The following is a 15,807-nucleotide window of genomic DNA, read 5'->3' on the forward strand; positions in this document are numbered from 1 at the left end:
TATGACACGAATGTGGTCTGCTACATATGTTCGGAGGCTTCTACCATGACAATATACCGGATTTCAGATATGACCCGACAGTATGCAAAGCATGATATGATCGAGACGCATACTGAGCTGCCTCCCCTGGCGGAACCGAGAGCCCGTATGCTGTATGCGGTCCTGAGCGAACAAAGGTCGTCCCGCGAGCAAAGCGAGCTGTATACGCTTGTTGTGTCGCTCGTTCAACTAGGTATGGACACGCATGATTTGATTGACACGGATACGGCGCAGCGTTCGGAGCGCGAAATGCGGTCCAGGCAGCTTAAGGTGCTGGCAGGCGATTTTTTCAGCGCTCGTTTCTACCAATTGCTCGCCAATGCCGGGCAGATCGATATGATTACCAAAATCAGCAACGCCGTATGCGAAGTGAACAAGCTGAAAGTAAACCTATACACGCGAATGAGGGGGCTCAAGCTGTCGGCGGAGGATTATTTCGGATTCGCCGTACAGCTTCGAAGTGAGCTGTTCCAGCACTTTGCATCGCTTCTTGAAGGCGCCGTTTCAAGAGTGTGGCCAGAGCTGCTGAGCAGCATAAGCCGCTGCGAGGTTGTTCTGGATGAGCTCGAGCGCAGCGAAAGCGGGCAGCGCTTCGAGAAGAGCTGGGCTTATTGGCATTGCCTTCAGGTTGGCAATGAGGAGGAACGCCATCTGCTCGCGTCCAATCAGTTGGAGAGCGGCTTCATCCAGGCGTTAATTCAAAAGTACGATGTCCGCAGTTTGCTGACAGTGAAGCTGAAGCAAGCTGTAGAATCCGTAAGGACGGCTGCCGCCAAGCTGGAATCGGACAAGCTGGCGGGCGAGCTGGCGGGCATCGCGGACAGCTTGCTTGGCAAGCTCAATTGCGGCATGCCTGCGCTTAACGAGACGAGGTGACTGGAAAGTGAACAACACAGATTCGAAAAGCCATGTGCATGCGCTGTTCGAGACGATCGCACCGAAATACGATTTTATGAACGACGTGATCAGCTTTCGAAGGCATAAAGCTTGGCGCAAATATACGATGAAGCGAATGAACGTTCAGCCCGGCCAGAACGCGCTTGATATTTGCTGCGGCACCTGCGACTGGACGATTGACTTAGCGAAAGCGAGCGGCACTGGCCGTATCGTCGGCCTAGACTTCAGTCAAAACATGCTGGATGTCGGAGCCGAGAAGATTAAGCGGGTTGGCCTGAGCGAGCAAATCCAGCTTGTGCAGGGAAACGCGATGAGCCTGCCGTTTGAGGATAACAGCTTCGACTATGTGACGATCGGATTCGGTCTTCGCAACGTACCGGACTATTTGCAAGTGCTGCGTGAGATGCGGCGGGTATTAAAGCCGGGTGGCAAGGTGGTTTGCCTGGAGCTTTCCAAGCCGACCTGGCAGCCATTCAAAGGTATTTATTATCTTTATTTTGAACGTATAATGCCGTTGTTCGGCAAGCTGCTGGCAGGCCGTTTTAAAGAATATCAGTGGCTGCCGGATTCGCTGAAGCTGTTCCCTGATTCCAAGGGCTTGACGGAGCTGTTCCGCGAAGCGGGGATTACGGGTGTGGACGTGCGTCTCTTCTTTGGCGGCATCGCCGCGCTCCATATGGGTACGAAGGGACAAGGGTGAGACATCATGATTCGTAAATTGCGCATTATTTTGGAAATGATTAAATTTGAACATACCGTGTTTGCGCTTCCTTTCGCGTATATGGGGGCGCTGCTCGGCGCTTTGGTCATGGAGGACAGGCTTCCTTCGTGGGCGGAGATCGGCTGGATCTCGCTTGCGATGTTCGGAGCGAGAAGCGCGGCGATGAGCTTGAATCGCGTGATCGACAAAGCGATCGACCTGCGCAATCCGCGCACGAAGAACCGCGCGCTTCCTGCAGGACTGCTCAAGTCGGCGGAGGTGCTGCTCTTTATCGTCGTGTCGTTCGGCTTGCTGATCCTGGCGGCTGCGAATCTCGATCCGATCACCATGAAATTAATGCCTATAGCGGTCTTTTTTCTTGTTATTTATTCCTACACCAAACGTTTTACATGGCTTTGCCATATTGTGCTCGGTCTTACAATCGCGCTGTCGCCCCTTGGCGCTTGGGTAGCCGTAACGGGTCAGTTTGACGCCGTCGCTTGGCTCTTATACGGCACCGTCGCGCTTTGGATTGCGGGTTTTGATATTATTTACGCGACACAGGATTTCGAATACGACCGTAACGCAGGTTTGTACTCGATTCCGGCTCGGTTCGGGATCGCGGGCGCGCTCTGGATCGCCCGTTCGCTGCATATTATAACGGCGGTTGGTTTCGTCGCATTATTTTGGATGACGCAGCTCAGCTGGCTCTATTTGTTCGGCGCGCTGCTTTCCATCGCGCTTCTGTTCTATCAGCACTATTTGGTGAAGCCAACAGACCTGTCGCGTGTACAGACGGCCTTCTTCGGTATGAACGGCACGCTTAGCGTCGTCTTGTTTTTGTTCACAATCGCGGATTTGGCGGTGCTGAGTCAATGGTAGCCATCAGAAATCAGGAGTCCGCCGCTTCAGCAAACCGTTGGATTGTCGGCATTACCGGGGCAAGCGGCTCAATCTATGGCGTGCGGCTTATAGAAGAGCTGCTCAAGCAGCGCTATGAGGTGCATTTGGTTGTGACCGAGGCGGGCTGGCGCGTGCTGAAGGAAGAGCTCGGATGGGAAACGACTCGCAGAGCTGAAGCAGTAGAGAAAGCTTTTTGCGCGAATCCGACTCATGGCAGGCTTATTTTTCATCCAAATGGAGATATCGGCGCTTCCATTGCCAGCGGTTCCTTCCGCGTGCAAGGGATGATTATTATGCCGTGCTCCATGGGGACGCTCTCGTCGATCGCGCATGGGGCCTCGAACAATCTGATGACCCGCGCCGCGGACGTCATGCTGAAGGAAGGGCGCAAGCTTCTTATTGTGCCGCGGGAAACTCCGCTGCATGCGATTCATTTGGAGAATATGCTCACGCTCGCAAGACTTGGTGTTCGGATTGTGCCGGCGATGCCGGCGTTCTATTATAAGCCTCAGTCGATGGATGAGATGGTAAATTTCCTTGTGGGCAAAGTACTAGACAACGCAGATATTGATCATGATTTGTACAGAAGATGGGGAGATGAGCAGAATGGGCAATCTTCGCCCGATCACCATCGGTGAAATTGATTACGCTAACGCCTGGCCGCTATTTAAAGGCTTTGAGCGGCACGCCGGAGACCTGGATTACGAAATGATCGCCCGGGTGCCGGCCGAGCTTAACCGGATGCTGAGCGCGGGAGAGCTTGATGTATCCGCTATATCGTCCTTCTCCTACGGACAATTTTGCAAGGATTATGTCTTATTGCCAGGGCTTTCGGTCGGTTCCGTCGGCCGTGTTCATTCCATCTTGCTTTTTATGAAAGAGCCGTTGGCGAAGAAGAAGCCCGAACGCGTCGCAGTAACGACAACATCCGCAACCTCGGTCAATTTATTAAAGATTATTATGGCGATGCGCTTCGAATGCGAGCCGGAATATGTGCCGGCGGCGCCAAATTTGCAGGACATGCTGAAGGATGCGGACGCCGCGCTGTTAATCGGCGATCCGGCGATTACGGCGTCGTGGAATTGCGCAGGTCTGCATGTCATGGATCTCGGTGAGGTATGGCATGAGTGGACAGGGCTAGGCATGACGTATGCGGTCGTCGCCGCGCGCCGGTCCGCGGCTGCAGAACAAGGCGAAGCGCTCCGCGCCGTGTATCAAGGGCTGCATGATTCGAAGGAGGAGCTTCTTCGGCATCCTGAACCGTTGATTACGCGGGCCTGCGGATTGCTTGGAGGCGAAGCCGAATATTGGAGAACGTATTTCCGTTCGCTCCAATATGATTTTAGCGGCAAGCTGCAAGAGGGACTGGCCCTTTATTTCCGATACGCCAAAGAGCTGCAGCTGCTCTATCATCATGTCGAGTTGACGTTTTATGAAGAACAATCCCCCCAAAAGGTGAAGGAATGAAACTATTAGACTTGTATGCAAAGATGAAGGGCGAATTGAATCAAATCGAACAGGAGCTCGAGCGCAGCGTATCCGACGATCACGCGCTTCTAAGAGACGCTTCTACTCATCTGCTCAAAGCGGGCGGGAAACGGCTCCGTCCCGTAATCGTCCTTTTGGCGGGCAAATTCGGAGAGTACAATCTCGACTTGCTGAAGAAAGTCGCGGTTCCGCTGGAGCTCATCCATATGGCGTCGCTCGTCCATGACGACGTGATCGACGACGCCGAGACGAGACGCGGACAACTGACGGTGAAGTCGAAATGGGATAACCGGATCGCGATGTACACCGGGGATTACATACACGGCAAGGCGCTTTCGATTGCGACACAATTGCCTAATCCGCTTATTCATCAAATCCTATCGAAATCCTTGGTTCAAATGTGTATCGGCGAAATGGAGCAGATCCGCGACTTCTTTAATACGGAGCAGTCGGTGCGCAACTACCTGCTGCGCATCCGCAGGAAGACGGCGCTTCTTATCGCGATCAGCTGCCAGCTTGGCGCTGTAGCGGCGAACGCAGACCGCGTTACGGCAAACCGGCTGTACCGGTACGGCTATAACGTCGGCATGGCGTTTCAAATCCGCGACGATTTGCTGGATTTGTACGGTACCGAGAAGCAAATCGGCAAACCGCCGGGCTCGGACATTAGACAAGGCAACATTACGCTGCCGGTTATTCTGGCGTTACGGGATACGAACATAAGAGGGCAACTGCTTCAAGAGATTGAAGCGATTCGCAAGGCTGAAGGCTTCCCGGACACGAAGAGGGCTATAGCGCTTATCCGCGAAAGCAAAGGCGGCAACCTTGCGGATGAGATGGCAAGCCGTTACATACAAAAAGCTTTGCGCGCCATAGAAGGATTGCCGGACATCGCGGCGAAAAAGAATTTGATCGATATTGCGCATTTTGTGAATAAGCGCAACTATTAACGATGTGCTGAAGGGATGGTTACCTATGGAAAGAACGTTTCTGATGATTAAGCCTGACGGCGTACAACGCGGACTGATCGGCGAGATCGTGTCGCGCTTTGAGAGAAAAGGACTGCAACTGCAAGCCGCCAAGTTCATGCAGATTTCGCGGGAACGGGCAGAAATCCACTACGCGGATCATAAGGGCAAGCCATTCTACGAGCCTTTGCTGGAATTTATTACGTCGGGTCCGGTATTTGCCATGGTGTGGAGCGGGGACAACGTAATCGCGCTGACACGGGCGATGATCGGCAAGACGGACGCGATCGACGCGGCGCCGGGCACGATCCGTTCGGACTTCGCCGTCCATACCAACTTTAACTTGATTCACGGCTCCGATTCCGCGGCAAGCGCGGAACGCGAGATCGGCATTTTCTTTTCTCCGGAAGAGCTGGTCGATTACGAGCATACGATTCAGCGCTGGGTATAAAGGCACAGCAGAACATCATGGAGGCCGCTCATGACAGAGGATTTGGATTTTTCCCATTTTATTGACCGCATCAAGCGCAAAACCAATATTGATCTGTCTCAATACAAAGAAGCCCAGATGAAGCGGCGGTTGACAACACTGCGAATGAAGAACGGCTTTTCGACGTTTGAGCAATATTATCAAGCCATCGAGAAGGACCGGTCGCTGCTGAATGAGTTTTTGGACCGCATGACAATTAACGTCTCGGAGTTTTGGCGCAATCCTAACCGATGGGAAGTGCTGAAGACCCGTTTTCTGCCGGAGATGCTGGCAGCGAACGCCCGCGTAAAAATTTGGAGCGCGGCCTGCTCAACGGGTGAGGAGCCTTATACGCTCGCGATGATTTTGTCGGAGCTCGGCGCGCTCGGGAAGGCGTCCATTCTCGCTACCGATCTGGATAACAATGTGCTGGAGAAGGCGCGGGAAGGCAGCTATTTGGAAAGATCGCTTCGCGATGTGCCTGCAAACTGCCGGACCAAATATTTTACGCCGTCGGAAGGCGCTTTTCTTGTGTCGGATACGTTGAAGAAATCCATTCAGTTCAAGCAGGGAAATCTGCTTCACGATTCGTTCGATAAAGGCTTCGACCTCATTGTCTGCCGCAATGTGATGATCTATTTTACGGAGGACGCGAAGCATGGGCTCTACCATAAGTTTTCGGAAGCGTTGAAGCCGGGGGGGCTGCTGTTCGTAGGCAGCACGGAACAAATTTTTTCGCCGGGACAATACGGCTTCGAAACCGCCGATACATTCTTTTACCGCCGCGTGTAGCGCGCATGTATAGCGATTTCCATGTTCTCCTATACTAGATGTAGATCATTTTCGACGCGAAGGGAGACAGGAGATGGACAAGCGCAAGGTCATTGCGGCATATCGCCGCGGCTTCATTACGATCCAGGAAGTCGCGCAAATCATCGGTGTCGACAGCCGACAAGCAGCAAGGCTCATACACGATGCGAAGCCGAATCTCGATATTCCGCAAATGCGCGAGCAATCCAATGTCAAAAGTCTTTAGACATAAAGCTTTCGCCAAGCCGGAGCTCAAGGATCCCGAACGGGCCGGAGCGCCGGCTTTTTTATTTCGGAACAAATCGCCGCATCGTCCCGCCAATCGCGAGATTTCTTGTCAAATCGGCTCCCCCTGTACTATAATGAGCAAAGATGTTTCGGGCAATACACAACAGCAGGAGCGCGTTAACGCATTTCTGCATTAAAGGGGGAATAGGCTTGAGCTTGCGGTATTTAACAGCGGGAGAAACGCATGGTCCTCAATTGACCGCTATTATAGAAGGTTTGCCGAGCAACCTGAAGCTCGACTTTGAAGAGCTGAATTTTCAAATGCAGCGCCGCCAGAAAGGCCATGGCCGCGGCCGCAGAATGCAGATTGAGAAGGATACGGCCGATATTGTCGGCGGTGTTCGTCACGGCAAAACAACCGGCGCTCCGGTCGCCGTCGTCGTGAAAAATAATGACTGGAAGCATTGGACATCGGTCATGAATATTGAGCCGATTGAGGGCAGCGACGAAGAGAAGCGCCGCGTTCACCGTCCGCGTCCGGGACATGCGGATTTGAACGGCGGTCTGAAATATAATTTAAAAGATTTGCGCAACGTGCTGGAGCGCTCGAGCGCTCGCGAGACGGCCGCCCGTGTTGCTGTGGGCGCAATCGCTAGACAGCTGCTTGCGGAATTCGGCATAAAAGTAGCCGGGCAAGTGATTCGGATCGGGGAGATCGAAGCTCCGCCCAACCAGCTTCCGGTGGATGAACTGATTCGCTTGACGGAAGAGTCCTCCGTTCGTGTAGTCGACAAAGAAACCGAGCAAAAAATGATGGACTACATCGATCAAATCAAAGCGGAAGGCGACTCCATCGGCGGTATTGTGGAGTGTATCGTCGAAGGCGTGCCGGTCGGCCTTGGCAGCCATGTGCAATGGGACCGCAAGCTGGACGCCCGGATTGCGGGGGCTGTCGTATCGATCAACGCCTTTAAGGGCTGCGAGATCGGCATCGGCTTCGAGGCGGCGAAGCTTCGCGGCTCGCAGGTGCATGACGAAATTATGTATGATCCGGAGAAGGGCTACCACCGTGCGACCAATCGTCTCGGCGGTTTCGAGGGCGGCATGACGAACGGGGAGCAGATCGTCGTCCGCGGCGTCATGAAGCCGATTCCGACGTTATATAAGCCTCTTCGCAGCGTAGATATTGATACGAAGGAGCCTTTTACGGCGCAGGTCGAGCGTTCCGATAGCTGCGCTGTCCCAGCGGCGAGCGTTGTCATGGAGCATGTCGTCGCCTGGGAAGTGGCGAAGGCTTTCTTGGAGAAGTTCGGAGGCGATTCGATTGAAGAAATCCGTGCCAATGTCAACAGCTATTTGGCGCAATTAGAAAGGTATTAAACATGATGCGCGAGTTAAACGTCGATTTAGGTGAACGCTCTTATCCTATTTATATTGGGGAAGGCCTCATTAACGAGGCGGCTTCCTATTTCCAAAAGCACGGCATCGGGAAAAAATCGCCGCTGCTGATCATAACGGACTCTAATGTGGCGCCGCGTCATCTTCCTCAGCTGGAAGAGAGCTTGAGGAACGGGGGCTACCGGGCAGTAAGCGCGGTTGTGCCGGCAGGCGAAAGCTCAAAATCTCTTGCGATGCTGGGCGATTTGGTCGGCGAAGCGCTGGATGCCGGTCTCGACCGTAAATCCGTTATCGTAGCGCTGGGCGGCGGCGTCGTAGGCGATTTGGCCGGCTTTGTGGCCGCATCCTACATGCGCGGCATTAAATTTGTCCAGATCCCGACGACGATTCTTGCCCATGACAGCAGCGTAGGCGGCAAGGTAGCGGTCAATCATCCCAAGGCTAAAAACATTATTGGCGCGTTTCACCAGCCCGAGTTTGTCCTGTACGATCTTGGGACGCTGCAGACGCTGCCTCCTCGCGACGTGAGCTCCGGCTTAGCGGAAGTGGTCAAGCATGGCCTGATTCGGGACGCCGCCTTCGTCGACTGGTGCGAACAGAATGCCGACAAGCTGCGCGCTCTAGATGCCGACAGCTTGGGTTACGCCTTGTATAAGGGCTGCGGCGTCAAAGCATCCGTCGTCTCGCAAGACGAGAAGGAGCTTGGCCTTCGGGCGATACTGAATCTGGGTCATACGATCGGGCACGCCCTGGAGGCGGTGGCCGGTTATAATGAGCTACAGCATGGCGAAGCGATTTCAATCGGTATGGTCGGAGCGGCAAGATTAGGCGTACGCTGCGGAGCTCCGCAGGACGTATACACCACAACGAAACGGGTACTTGCGAAATGCGGACTGCCCGTCTCCTTGCCGAAGCATTATGATGTGGATGCCATAATGGCGGCTATGATGCATGATAAGAAATTTTCGGAAGGCACGATGGTCTTTATCGTCCCGACCGCCATCGGTTCAGTCGAGATTAGATCCGACGTGTCCGTCGAATGGGTAAGGGAAATCGTGGAGGAACTGAAATTGGAGGCTGAACAGAAATGAGTGTACGCGGAATAAGAGGCGCCATTACAGTTGAAGCGAATGATGCAAAGCTCATCGCCGGCGCGACGTTGGAGATGGTCTCGGCCGTTATCGCCCAGAATGAACTTCATCCTGCAGATATTTGCAGCGTTTTAATTACCGTAACGAATGATTTGGATGAAACCTTCCCGGCTCAATCGATTAGGCAGCTGCCGGGCTGGGAGCTCGTTCCGCTGATGTGCGCGCTTGAGGTGCCTGTCAAAGGCAGTCTGGAGCGATGCATCCGCCTTATGGTGCTGGTCAATACCGAGAAGACGCAGGAAGAGATCCGCCATATCTATTTGGGCGGCGCAAAAGCGCTTCGTCCAGATTTAGCTAATTCCAAATAACGGGTTGACGGTTGTTAACCGTATGTTTTATAGTTATATGCATAAGTGAGATGAGCCAGAGTAGGTTTTTAGCTGAGATGAGATGAGACGAGTTTAGAGAATAGCCTGAAGCTAGCTTTGCTATGCTTGCAGCGTTGGTTCGACAGGTACCGGCAAAGTTGACGTGCAACTTTCGGGACTGTTGTTCTTTCCTGCATACCGGTAGTCAAGCGTTATGCCCAGGCACATCTATGCCATCATCAAATTTACGGCTCCTGCTGCGGCAGGGGCTTTTTTAATTTGATGAGACTCCCTCGCCGCTTATAACCCGAGAGATGGAGGCTGCATGCGATGTCCAATGAATTAAAAAACGTCATTCAACTGGCCGGAACCTACAATTTGATCCCTATTGTCAGGTACGTGATGGCCGATACCGAAACGCCGATCCGTTTGTTCCACCATTTTGCGTCGGAGGATTACGCCTTCCTGCTGGAGAGCGTTGAGGGCGGCGTGAAGTGGGCCCGATATTCCTTTATCGGGACGGATCCGTTTATGAAGCTGTACGGCAAGCATGGCGAGCTTGTGCTGGAGCATAAAGGCGAGCGGACGTTGCTTCGGGAGAAGCCGATCGAGCTCCTCAAAGCGAAGCTTCGCGCTTACCGCAGTCCGTCTAGCGCCGAGCTGCCGCCTTTTACAGGTGGAGCGATCGGATTTTTCGGATACGACCTGCTGCAATATTACGAGAAGCTTCCCGCTCATCGCATAGATGATTTGAATATGAACGACATGCAATTTATGTTCTGCGACCAGGTTATTGTATTCGATCACTTCAAGCAGCAGCTGCAGGTGATCGGCAATGTGCATATCGAGACCGGCGCTACCGACAGCGAGATTACGGCTGCATATGAGGCGGCCGTCGCAAAAATCGAAGCGACGATAGCTCGCATGAAGCAGCCCATTGTGAATATGGCAACGCCGGTTGCCCCTGTGCCGGCCGATCCGGAACTCGGCGATATTCAGTCGAATTTGACGAAGGAGCAATTCATGGCGAACGTCGACAAAGCAAAGGATTATATTCGCGCAGGCGATATTTTCCAGGTTGTTTTGTCGCAACGATTCAGCGTCGAAACGGATATTGATCCTCTTCTTGTGTACCGCGTTCTGCGGACGATGAACCCGTCCCCTTACATGTATTATTTGAAAATGGGGGAAGAAGTCATCGTCGGCGCTTCGCCGGAGGCGCTCGTGAAGGTCGCAAGCGACAGGGTGGAGACGCGGCCGATCGCGGGAACGAGACCAAGAGGGAAAACGCCCGAAGAGGATAAGGCGCTCGAGCTGGATTTGCTCGCAGACGAGAAAGAGCGCGCGGAGCATTTGATGCTCGTCGATCTGGGACGCAACGATATCGGCAGGGTGTCCGAATTTGGTTCCGTCCGCTGCGATTCTTTTATGGAAATCGAACGATACTCGCATGTGATGCATATCGTCTCGAACGTTTCCGGCAAGCTTCGGGAGGACAAAGATTTCTTCGACGCATTCATTTCTTGCCTGCCTGCCGGAACGGTTTCGGGCGCTCCAAAGCTGCGGGCGATGGAAATTATTGCTGAGCTCGAGAACGAAGCGCGCGGCGCTTACGCGGGCGCCATCGGATATTTGGGCTTTGGCGGCTCGATGGATACTTGCATCACGATTCGCACGATCATCTTCAAACACGGCAAAGCCTATGTCCAAAGCGGGGCAGGCATCGTATGGGATTCCGTTCCGGAAAATGAATATATGGAAACCGTAAATAAAGCCAAAAGCGGACTAAAGGCGATACGGGCGGCCGAAGCCAGCTTTGGCAAACAACATCGCGAGCCGGTCGGCGCGGTGGTAAATACCGATTATGAAGTGAGAGTCCATGCGAGAGAGGGGCGGGGTTAAGATGAGTGCAGCGATTACGATGCAGGCCGCTTTAAATAAGGTCATCGGCGGCGTTCATATGAGCAGAGAAGAAGCGGCTTCCATTATGAGCCTGATCATGAGCGGAGAAGCGACAGGCGCGCAGATCGGCGCGATGATGACCGCTCTCCGCATGAAAGGCGAAACGAAAGAGGAAATTACGGGCTTCGCGGAAACGATGCGCCGGCATTCCAATCATGTTCGGATCGAACATGACGGACTGCTTGATACATGCGGAACGGGAGGCTCCGGCATTCATAAATTCAATATTTCGACCGCGTCATCGATTATCGCTGCGGCTGCGGGTATACGCGTAGCCAAACACGGCAATCGCGCGATGTCCGGCAAGACGGGCAGCGCAGACGTGCTGGAGGCGCTTGGCGTCAATATTAATCTCACACCGGAGCAAGCAGCTGCTTGCCTGCGTGAGATCGATATTTGTTTTATGTTCGCCCAGCTGTACCATCCTTCCATGAAATATGCCGCGGCCCCGCGCAAGGAGCTGGGCATCCGAACGATCTTTAATATGCTTGGCCCGCTGACGAATCCGGCCGGCGCTGACCGTCAGCTGCTTGGCTTATATGACCGGAACCGCACGGCGACGATCGCCGAGGTGCTTGGCGAGCTCGGTCTTCGTCGCGCCATGGTCGTAAGCAGCCATGACGGGCTTGACGAAATCAGCATATCCGCGGCGACGCAAATTTCGGAATTGAGAAACGGCGTCGTCACGACTTATGACCTGCAGCCGGAAGATTTGGGCTTATCCCGCTATTCCATCACAGAGGTGCAGGGCGGTGAGCCGGAGGTGAATGCCGCGCTGATTAAAGCGATTTTTCTCGGGGATCAGCACGGGGCATACCGCGATATTGTTTTGGCGAATGCGGGAGCGTGTATTTACCTTGGCGGCGTAACGGCTTCGCTGAAGGAAGGCGTAGCGGTCGCGGCGGAGATGATCGACTCCGGCAAAGCGTATCAGAAGCTGAATCAGCTTATCCAAATGACAGGAGAGTTTGCGCATGTTTCTTGATAAAATTGTAGAAACCAAACGGTCTGAGGTCGAAGCTTTTGCCGAAGGCTTTCATTTATCCGAATACGAAGGACGGATCGCGAAGCTGCCTGCCTGCAAAGGATTTGAAGCGGCGCTGCAGCCCGGCCGCCGTAACCGCAGCATGGGACTGATCGCGGAAGTGAAAAAAGCGTCGCCCTCCAAAGGGTTGATTCGTCCCGATTTTGATCCGGTTACGCTGGCGAAGTCATATGAGTCAGCCGGCGCGGATTGCATTTCGGTGCTGACGGACCGCGACTATTTTCAAGGCTCGAACGAATATTTGACGAAGGTTAGAGCAGCGGTCAGCCTCCCGCTTCTGCGCAAGGATTTTATTATTGATTACCGGCAAATTTACGAGGCGCGCGTAATTGGCGCGGACGCGATTCTGCTCATCGCCGCGATTCTGACGAAGGCGCAGCTGGAGGAGTATCACGATTTGGCCAAATCGATTGGAATGGACGTTCTGGTGGAGGTCCATGACGCGGCTGAGCTGGAGACGGTGCTGGAAACGGGAAAAGCGTCGTTGATCGGCATTAATAACCGCGACCTTCGCTCGTTCGTAACCGATCTAAAGACGACGGAGAAGCTGATCGGCATGCTGCCGGACCATGTGACGATTATTAGCGAGAGCGGTATTGCGGGAAAAGCCGACATGGATTATTTGCAATCGATCGGCGCGCATGGTGTACTTATTGGGGAGCATTTTATGCGCCAGGCGGATGCGGGAGAAGCCGTGAACGAGCTGATGGGCGCGGTGAAGGCATGAATACCCGGATCAAAATATGCGGCCTGCGGGACACGGAGACAATCTCGCTTATGAACGGGCTTCCCGTTCACGAGATCGGTCTAGTGCTCGCGCCGAGCAAACGCCGGGTGGATAGACAGGAGCTGCCTCAGCTTGTTGAGGCGATTCATCAATTAAAAGCTGCGGAAGGCGGGCGGCCGAAGGCGGTTGGCGTATTCGTGAACGCAAGCTTGGACGAAATAAGCGGCTTGCTTGCGGAGGCTCCGCTGGATGTGGTTCAACTGCATGGCAATGAAACGCCCTCGTACTGTAAAGAGCTGAAAAAGAGGCATAAAGCCGTTCACATTTGGCGCGTATTCTCAATCCGCGATGAAGGCGCGGGCCGTTCGGAACTAGCCGCCGCGGAAGCCCGGGACAAGCTGCAGCCGTATGCCGGAGCTGCCGATGCCTTCCTGCTTGACGCTCCAGGAGGCGGAACGGGCCAGCCGTTTAACTGGTCCGCGATCCAAGCGTATAAAGAAGCGGCAGGCGAGCTTGGCATTCCTCTCTATGTCGCGGGAGGGCTTCATGCGGATAATGTGCAGGAGCTGCTTCACGGCTATTCGCCGGACGGCATAGACGTATCGAGCGGAGTGGAGACGGACGGACGCAAAGATATCGAGAAAATCAGATTATTCGTAGGAAAGGTGTTGGAAGCATGATACAGGTACCGGACGTGAACGGCAGGTTCGGCAAATTCGGCGGACGATATGTGCCGGAGACGCTGATGAACGCTCTGCTGGAGCTGGAGGAAGCGTATACGCATTATTCGAAGGATCCCGATTTCCAGGCGGAGGTCAAGGAGCTTCTCTATAAATATTCCGGAAGGCCTACTTCGCTCTATTATGCCAAACGGTTGAGCGAGCATCTCGGCGGCGCCAAAGTGTACTTAAAGCGCGAGGACTTGAACCATACGGGCGCTCACAAGATCAACAATACGATCGGCCAAGGCGTGCTTGCGAAGCGGATGGGCAAAACCAAAATTATCGCGGAGACGGGCGCGGGCCAGCACGGCGTTGCCTCCGCGACGATCGCCGCTTTGCTTGGTCTTGAATGCAAGGTGTTTATGGGCGAAGAAGACATGAAGCGGCAGCAGCTGAATGTGTTCCGGATGAACCTGCTCGGCACCGAAGTGGTTCCCGTCACGTCGGGTACGCGCACGTTGAAGGACGCATGCAACGAGACGCTGCGTTACTGGGTAAGCCACGTGAATGACACGTATTATATTCTCGGCTCCGTAACGGGTCCGCATCCGTACCCGATGATGGTGCGCGACTTCCAGCGCATTATTGGCGACGAGGCGCGCGGCCAAATTTTGAAGGAAGAAGGAAGACTGCCTGATTACGTCGTGGCAGCCGTAGGCGGCGGCAGCAACGCGATGGGCATCTTCTATCCATTCGTAGGCGACGAAAGCGTGAAGCTGCTTGGCGTGGAAGCCGCCGGCCGCGGCGTTGAGACGGAAGAGCATGCGGCTACGATGACGAAGGGCCGCCATGGCGTATTCCAAGGCTCGCTAAGCTATGTGCTTCAAGACGAGTACGGCCAAGTGCAGCCGGCGCATTCCATTTCCGCCGGCCTCGACTATCCGGGCATCGGACCGGAGCATGCGTACTTAAAGGATTCCGGACGCGCGGAATATGTTCCGATAACCGACGCGGAAGCGCTGGAGGCGCTGCAGCTGTTATCCCGCACGGAAGGCATTATTCCGGCGCTGGAGTCGGCGCATGCGATTGCGCAGACGTTGAAGCTGGCTCCGACCTTGGACAAAGATCAGATCGTTGTCGTCAGCTTGTCCGGCCGAGGGGACAAGGACGTCGAAGCCATTATGGGGTACTTGGGAGGGGCAGAAGCATGAATCTCATTGACCAAACGTTCGCAAAGCTGAAGGAAGAAGGGCGTACGGCGCTTATCCCTTTCCTGACGGTCGGCGATCCCGACTTCGATACATCGCTTGAAATTATAAAAAGACTGGAGCAGGCCGGCGCGGATATGATCGAGCTCGGCGTCCCCTACTCCGACCCGTTGGCGGACGGCCCTGTTATCCAAAGAGCGTCGGAGCGGGCGCTCAAAGGCCGCATTACGTTGAAGGACTGCATTCATATGGCGGAGCGCGCGAGAGAGGAAGGCGTACGTATACCGCTTATTCTCTTTACGTACTTCAATCCTGTGCTCCAATTCGGATTATCCGCGTTTTTCGAGCTTGTGCAAAGCAAAGGCATCAGCGGTCTGATCATTCCCGACCTCCCGCTTGAAGAGGATGAAGAGGTACGGGCATTAGCGGAAGCATCCGGCATTCATCTCATTCCGCTGGTTGCTCCAACGTCCAGAGACCGCGTAACGCGCATTTCCAAGAAGGCGCGCGGCTTCGTCTATTGCGTCTCGTCGCTTGGCGTAACAGGCGTTCGTACGGATTTCCATACGGACATTGATCAATTCCTGGCGACGGTAAAAGAAGCGACGGACCTGCCGATCGGTATCGGCTTCGGCATTTCCAGCAGAGAGCAGGTTGAACGCTTCGAGCAAATATGCGACGCCGTTATCGTCGGCAGCGCGATCGTACGGAAAATTGAAGAGTCCGTCCCTCTCTTGTCCAGCGAGTCGACCCGCGAGCAAGGATTAGAGGCAATCGGCAGCTTCGTCGCAGCCTTGAAAGGATAAGAAATGAACAGCCTCCCGCAGCGGGGGCTTTTGTTTTT

18 protein-coding genes are annotated in these 15,807 nt (G+C 54.2%); all 18 read left to right on the plus strand.

All coding sequences use genetic code 11. The annotated features are described in order from the left end of the window. The first annotated feature begins 45 nt into the window (after positions 1-45). The 18 genes from D3P08_RS08550 to trpA all read left to right on the plus strand — a co-directional run bounded on the left by D3P08_RS08550 (position 46) and on the right by trpA (position 15,769). Complete coding sequence (locus D3P08_RS08550; RefSeq protein WP_119599092.1) at positions 46-915, plus strand: heptaprenyl diphosphate synthase component 1; 870 nt, start codon at positions 46-48, stop codon at positions 913-915. A 7-nt stretch (positions 916-922) separates the two neighbouring features. Beyond that, positions 923-1,636 (plus strand): demethylmenaquinone methyltransferase, encoded by a 714-nt coding sequence (locus D3P08_RS08555; protein ID WP_119599093.1) that lies wholly within the window; start codon positions 923-925, stop codon positions 1,634-1,636. Between the two features lie 6 nt (positions 1,637-1,642). Next, on the plus strand, positions 1,643-2,518 hold the full coding sequence (locus D3P08_RS08560; protein ID WP_119599094.1) for a UbiA-like polyprenyltransferase: 876 nt from the start codon (positions 1,643-1,645) through the stop codon (positions 2,516-2,518). Then, positions 2,512-3,177 carry a UbiX family flavin prenyltransferase gene (locus D3P08_RS08565; RefSeq protein WP_119599095.1) on the plus strand — a complete coding sequence of 222 codons (666 nt, stop codon included), beginning with the start codon at positions 2,512-2,514 and terminating at the stop codon, positions 3,175-3,177. The genes D3P08_RS08560 and D3P08_RS08565 overlap by 7 nt, the downstream gene beginning before the upstream one ends. Continuing rightward, the gene (locus D3P08_RS08570; protein WP_119599096.1) at positions 3,146-4,006 is read left to right on the plus strand and encodes a menaquinone biosynthesis protein; all 861 of its coding nucleotides are present in this window, start codon (positions 3,146-3,148) and stop codon (positions 4,004-4,006) included. Before D3P08_RS08565 ends, D3P08_RS08570 begins: the two co-directional genes overlap by 32 nt. Then, on the plus strand, positions 4,003-4,977 hold the full coding sequence (locus tag D3P08_RS08575) for a polyprenyl synthetase family protein (protein ID WP_119599097.1): 975 nt from the start codon (positions 4,003-4,005) through the stop codon (positions 4,975-4,977). The genes D3P08_RS08570 and D3P08_RS08575 overlap by 4 nt, the downstream gene beginning before the upstream one ends. A 25-nt stretch (positions 4,978-5,002) precedes the next feature. Then, positions 5,003-5,446 (plus strand): nucleoside-diphosphate kinase, encoded by a 444-nt coding sequence (gene ndk, locus D3P08_RS08580; protein ID WP_119599098.1) that lies wholly within the window; start codon positions 5,003-5,005, stop codon positions 5,444-5,446. 30 nt (positions 5,447-5,476) lie between these two features. Beyond that, the gene (locus D3P08_RS08585) at positions 5,477-6,256 is read left to right on the plus strand and encodes a CheR family methyltransferase (RefSeq protein WP_119599099.1); all 780 of its coding nucleotides are present in this window, start codon (positions 5,477-5,479) and stop codon (positions 6,254-6,256) included. A gap of 73 nt (positions 6,257-6,329) precedes the next feature. Next, positions 6,330-6,500 carry a hypothetical protein gene (locus D3P08_RS27240; protein WP_162848400.1) on the plus strand — a complete coding sequence of 57 codons (171 nt, stop codon included), beginning with the start codon at positions 6,330-6,332 and terminating at the stop codon, positions 6,498-6,500. Positions 6,501-6,712: 212 nt separating this feature from the next. Beyond that, entirely contained in the window at positions 6,713-7,882 is a 1,170-nt protein-coding gene (gene aroC / locus D3P08_RS08590) for a chorismate synthase (RefSeq protein ID WP_119599100.1), read from the plus strand. A 2-nt stretch (positions 7,883-7,884) separates the two neighbouring features. Next, positions 7,885-8,991, plus strand: a complete 1,107-nt coding sequence (gene aroB, locus D3P08_RS08595; RefSeq protein ID WP_240647383.1) for a 3-dehydroquinate synthase — start codon at positions 7,885-7,887, stop codon at positions 8,989-8,991. Then, the gene (aroH, locus tag D3P08_RS08600; RefSeq protein WP_119599101.1) at positions 8,988-9,359 is read left to right on the plus strand and encodes a chorismate mutase; all 372 of its coding nucleotides are present in this window, start codon (positions 8,988-8,990) and stop codon (positions 9,357-9,359) included. The genes aroB and aroH overlap by 4 nt, the downstream gene beginning before the upstream one ends. Positions 9,360-9,689: 330 nt before the next feature. Beyond that, a complete protein-coding gene (gene trpE / locus D3P08_RS08605) occupies positions 9,690-11,261 on the plus strand; it encodes an anthranilate synthase component I (RefSeq protein WP_119599102.1) in 1,572 nt (523 codons plus the stop codon). 1 nt (position 11,262) lies between these two features. Beyond that, entirely contained in the window at positions 11,263-12,306 is a 1,044-nt protein-coding gene (trpD, locus tag D3P08_RS08610; protein WP_119599103.1) for an anthranilate phosphoribosyltransferase, read from the plus strand. Continuing rightward, entirely contained in the window at positions 12,296-13,093 is a 798-nt protein-coding gene (gene trpC / locus D3P08_RS08615) for an indole-3-glycerol phosphate synthase TrpC (protein ID WP_119599104.1), read from the plus strand. The genes trpD and trpC overlap by 11 nt, the downstream gene beginning before the upstream one ends. Continuing rightward, positions 13,090-13,773 carry a phosphoribosylanthranilate isomerase gene (locus D3P08_RS08620; RefSeq protein WP_119599105.1) on the plus strand — a complete coding sequence of 228 codons (684 nt, stop codon included), beginning with the start codon at positions 13,090-13,092 and terminating at the stop codon, positions 13,771-13,773. The genes trpC and D3P08_RS08620 overlap by 4 nt, the downstream gene beginning before the upstream one ends. Beyond that, positions 13,770-14,966, plus strand: coding sequence for a tryptophan synthase subunit beta (gene trpB, locus D3P08_RS08625; RefSeq protein ID WP_119599106.1), 1,197 nt, complete (start codon positions 13,770-13,772; stop codon positions 14,964-14,966). Before D3P08_RS08620 ends, trpB begins: the two co-directional genes overlap by 4 nt. Then, positions 14,963-15,769 carry a tryptophan synthase subunit alpha gene (trpA, locus tag D3P08_RS08630; RefSeq protein WP_119599107.1) on the plus strand — a complete coding sequence of 269 codons (807 nt, stop codon included), beginning with the start codon at positions 14,963-14,965 and terminating at the stop codon, positions 15,767-15,769. Before trpB ends, trpA begins: the two co-directional genes overlap by 4 nt. Positions 15,770-15,807 lie beyond the last annotated feature (38 nt).

It is taken from the genome of Paenibacillus nanensis, from assembly GCF_003583765.1.
GTDB lineage: Bacteria > Bacillota > Bacilli > Paenibacillales > Paenibacillaceae > Pristimantibacillus > Pristimantibacillus nanensis.

What these genes read in the sequence shown, in the direction of transcription:
- D3P08_RS08575 (WP_119599097.1), top strand. Translation starts at nt 4,003, where the DNA reads ATGAAACTATTAGACTTGTATGCAAAGATGAAGGGCGAATTGAATCAA.
- D3P08_RS27240 (WP_162848400.1), top strand. Translation starts at nt 6,330, where the DNA reads ATGGACAAGCGCAAGGTCATTGCGGCATATCGCCGCGGCTTCATTACG.
- trpC (WP_119599104.1), top strand. Translation starts at nt 12,296, where the DNA reads ATGTTTCTTGATAAAATTGTAGAAACCAAACGGTCTGAGGTCGAAGCT.
- D3P08_RS08550 (WP_119599092.1), top strand. Translation starts at nt 46, where the DNA reads ATGACAATATACCGGATTTCAGATATGACCCGACAGTATGCAAAGCAT.
- aroH (WP_119599101.1), top strand. Translation starts at nt 8,988, where the DNA reads ATGAGTGTACGCGGAATAAGAGGCGCCATTACAGTTGAAGCGAATGAT.
- D3P08_RS08560 (WP_119599094.1), top strand. Translation starts at nt 1,643, where the DNA reads ATGATTCGTAAATTGCGCATTATTTTGGAAATGATTAAATTTGAACAT.
- D3P08_RS08570 (WP_119599096.1), top strand. Translation starts at nt 3,146, where the DNA reads ATGGGCAATCTTCGCCCGATCACCATCGGTGAAATTGATTACGCTAAC.
- aroB (WP_240647383.1), top strand. Translation starts at nt 7,885, where the DNA reads ATGATGCGCGAGTTAAACGTCGATTTAGGTGAACGCTCTTATCCTATT.
- trpD (WP_119599103.1), top strand. Translation starts at nt 11,263, where the DNA reads ATGAGTGCAGCGATTACGATGCAGGCCGCTTTAAATAAGGTCATCGGC.
- D3P08_RS08585 (WP_119599099.1), top strand. Translation starts at nt 5,477, where the DNA reads ATGACAGAGGATTTGGATTTTTCCCATTTTATTGACCGCATCAAGCGC.
- trpA (WP_119599107.1), top strand. Translation starts at nt 14,963, where the DNA reads ATGAATCTCATTGACCAAACGTTCGCAAAGCTGAAGGAAGAAGGGCGT.
- D3P08_RS08620 (WP_119599105.1), top strand. Translation starts at nt 13,090, where the DNA reads ATGAATACCCGGATCAAAATATGCGGCCTGCGGGACACGGAGACAATC.
- ndk (WP_119599098.1), top strand. Translation starts at nt 5,003, where the DNA reads ATGGAAAGAACGTTTCTGATGATTAAGCCTGACGGCGTACAACGCGGA.
- D3P08_RS08565 (WP_119599095.1), top strand. Translation starts at nt 2,512, where the DNA reads ATGGTAGCCATCAGAAATCAGGAGTCCGCCGCTTCAGCAAACCGTTGG.
- trpE (WP_119599102.1), top strand. Translation starts at nt 9,690, where the DNA reads ATGTCCAATGAATTAAAAAACGTCATTCAACTGGCCGGAACCTACAAT.
- trpB (WP_119599106.1), top strand. Translation starts at nt 13,770, where the DNA reads ATGATACAGGTACCGGACGTGAACGGCAGGTTCGGCAAATTCGGCGGA.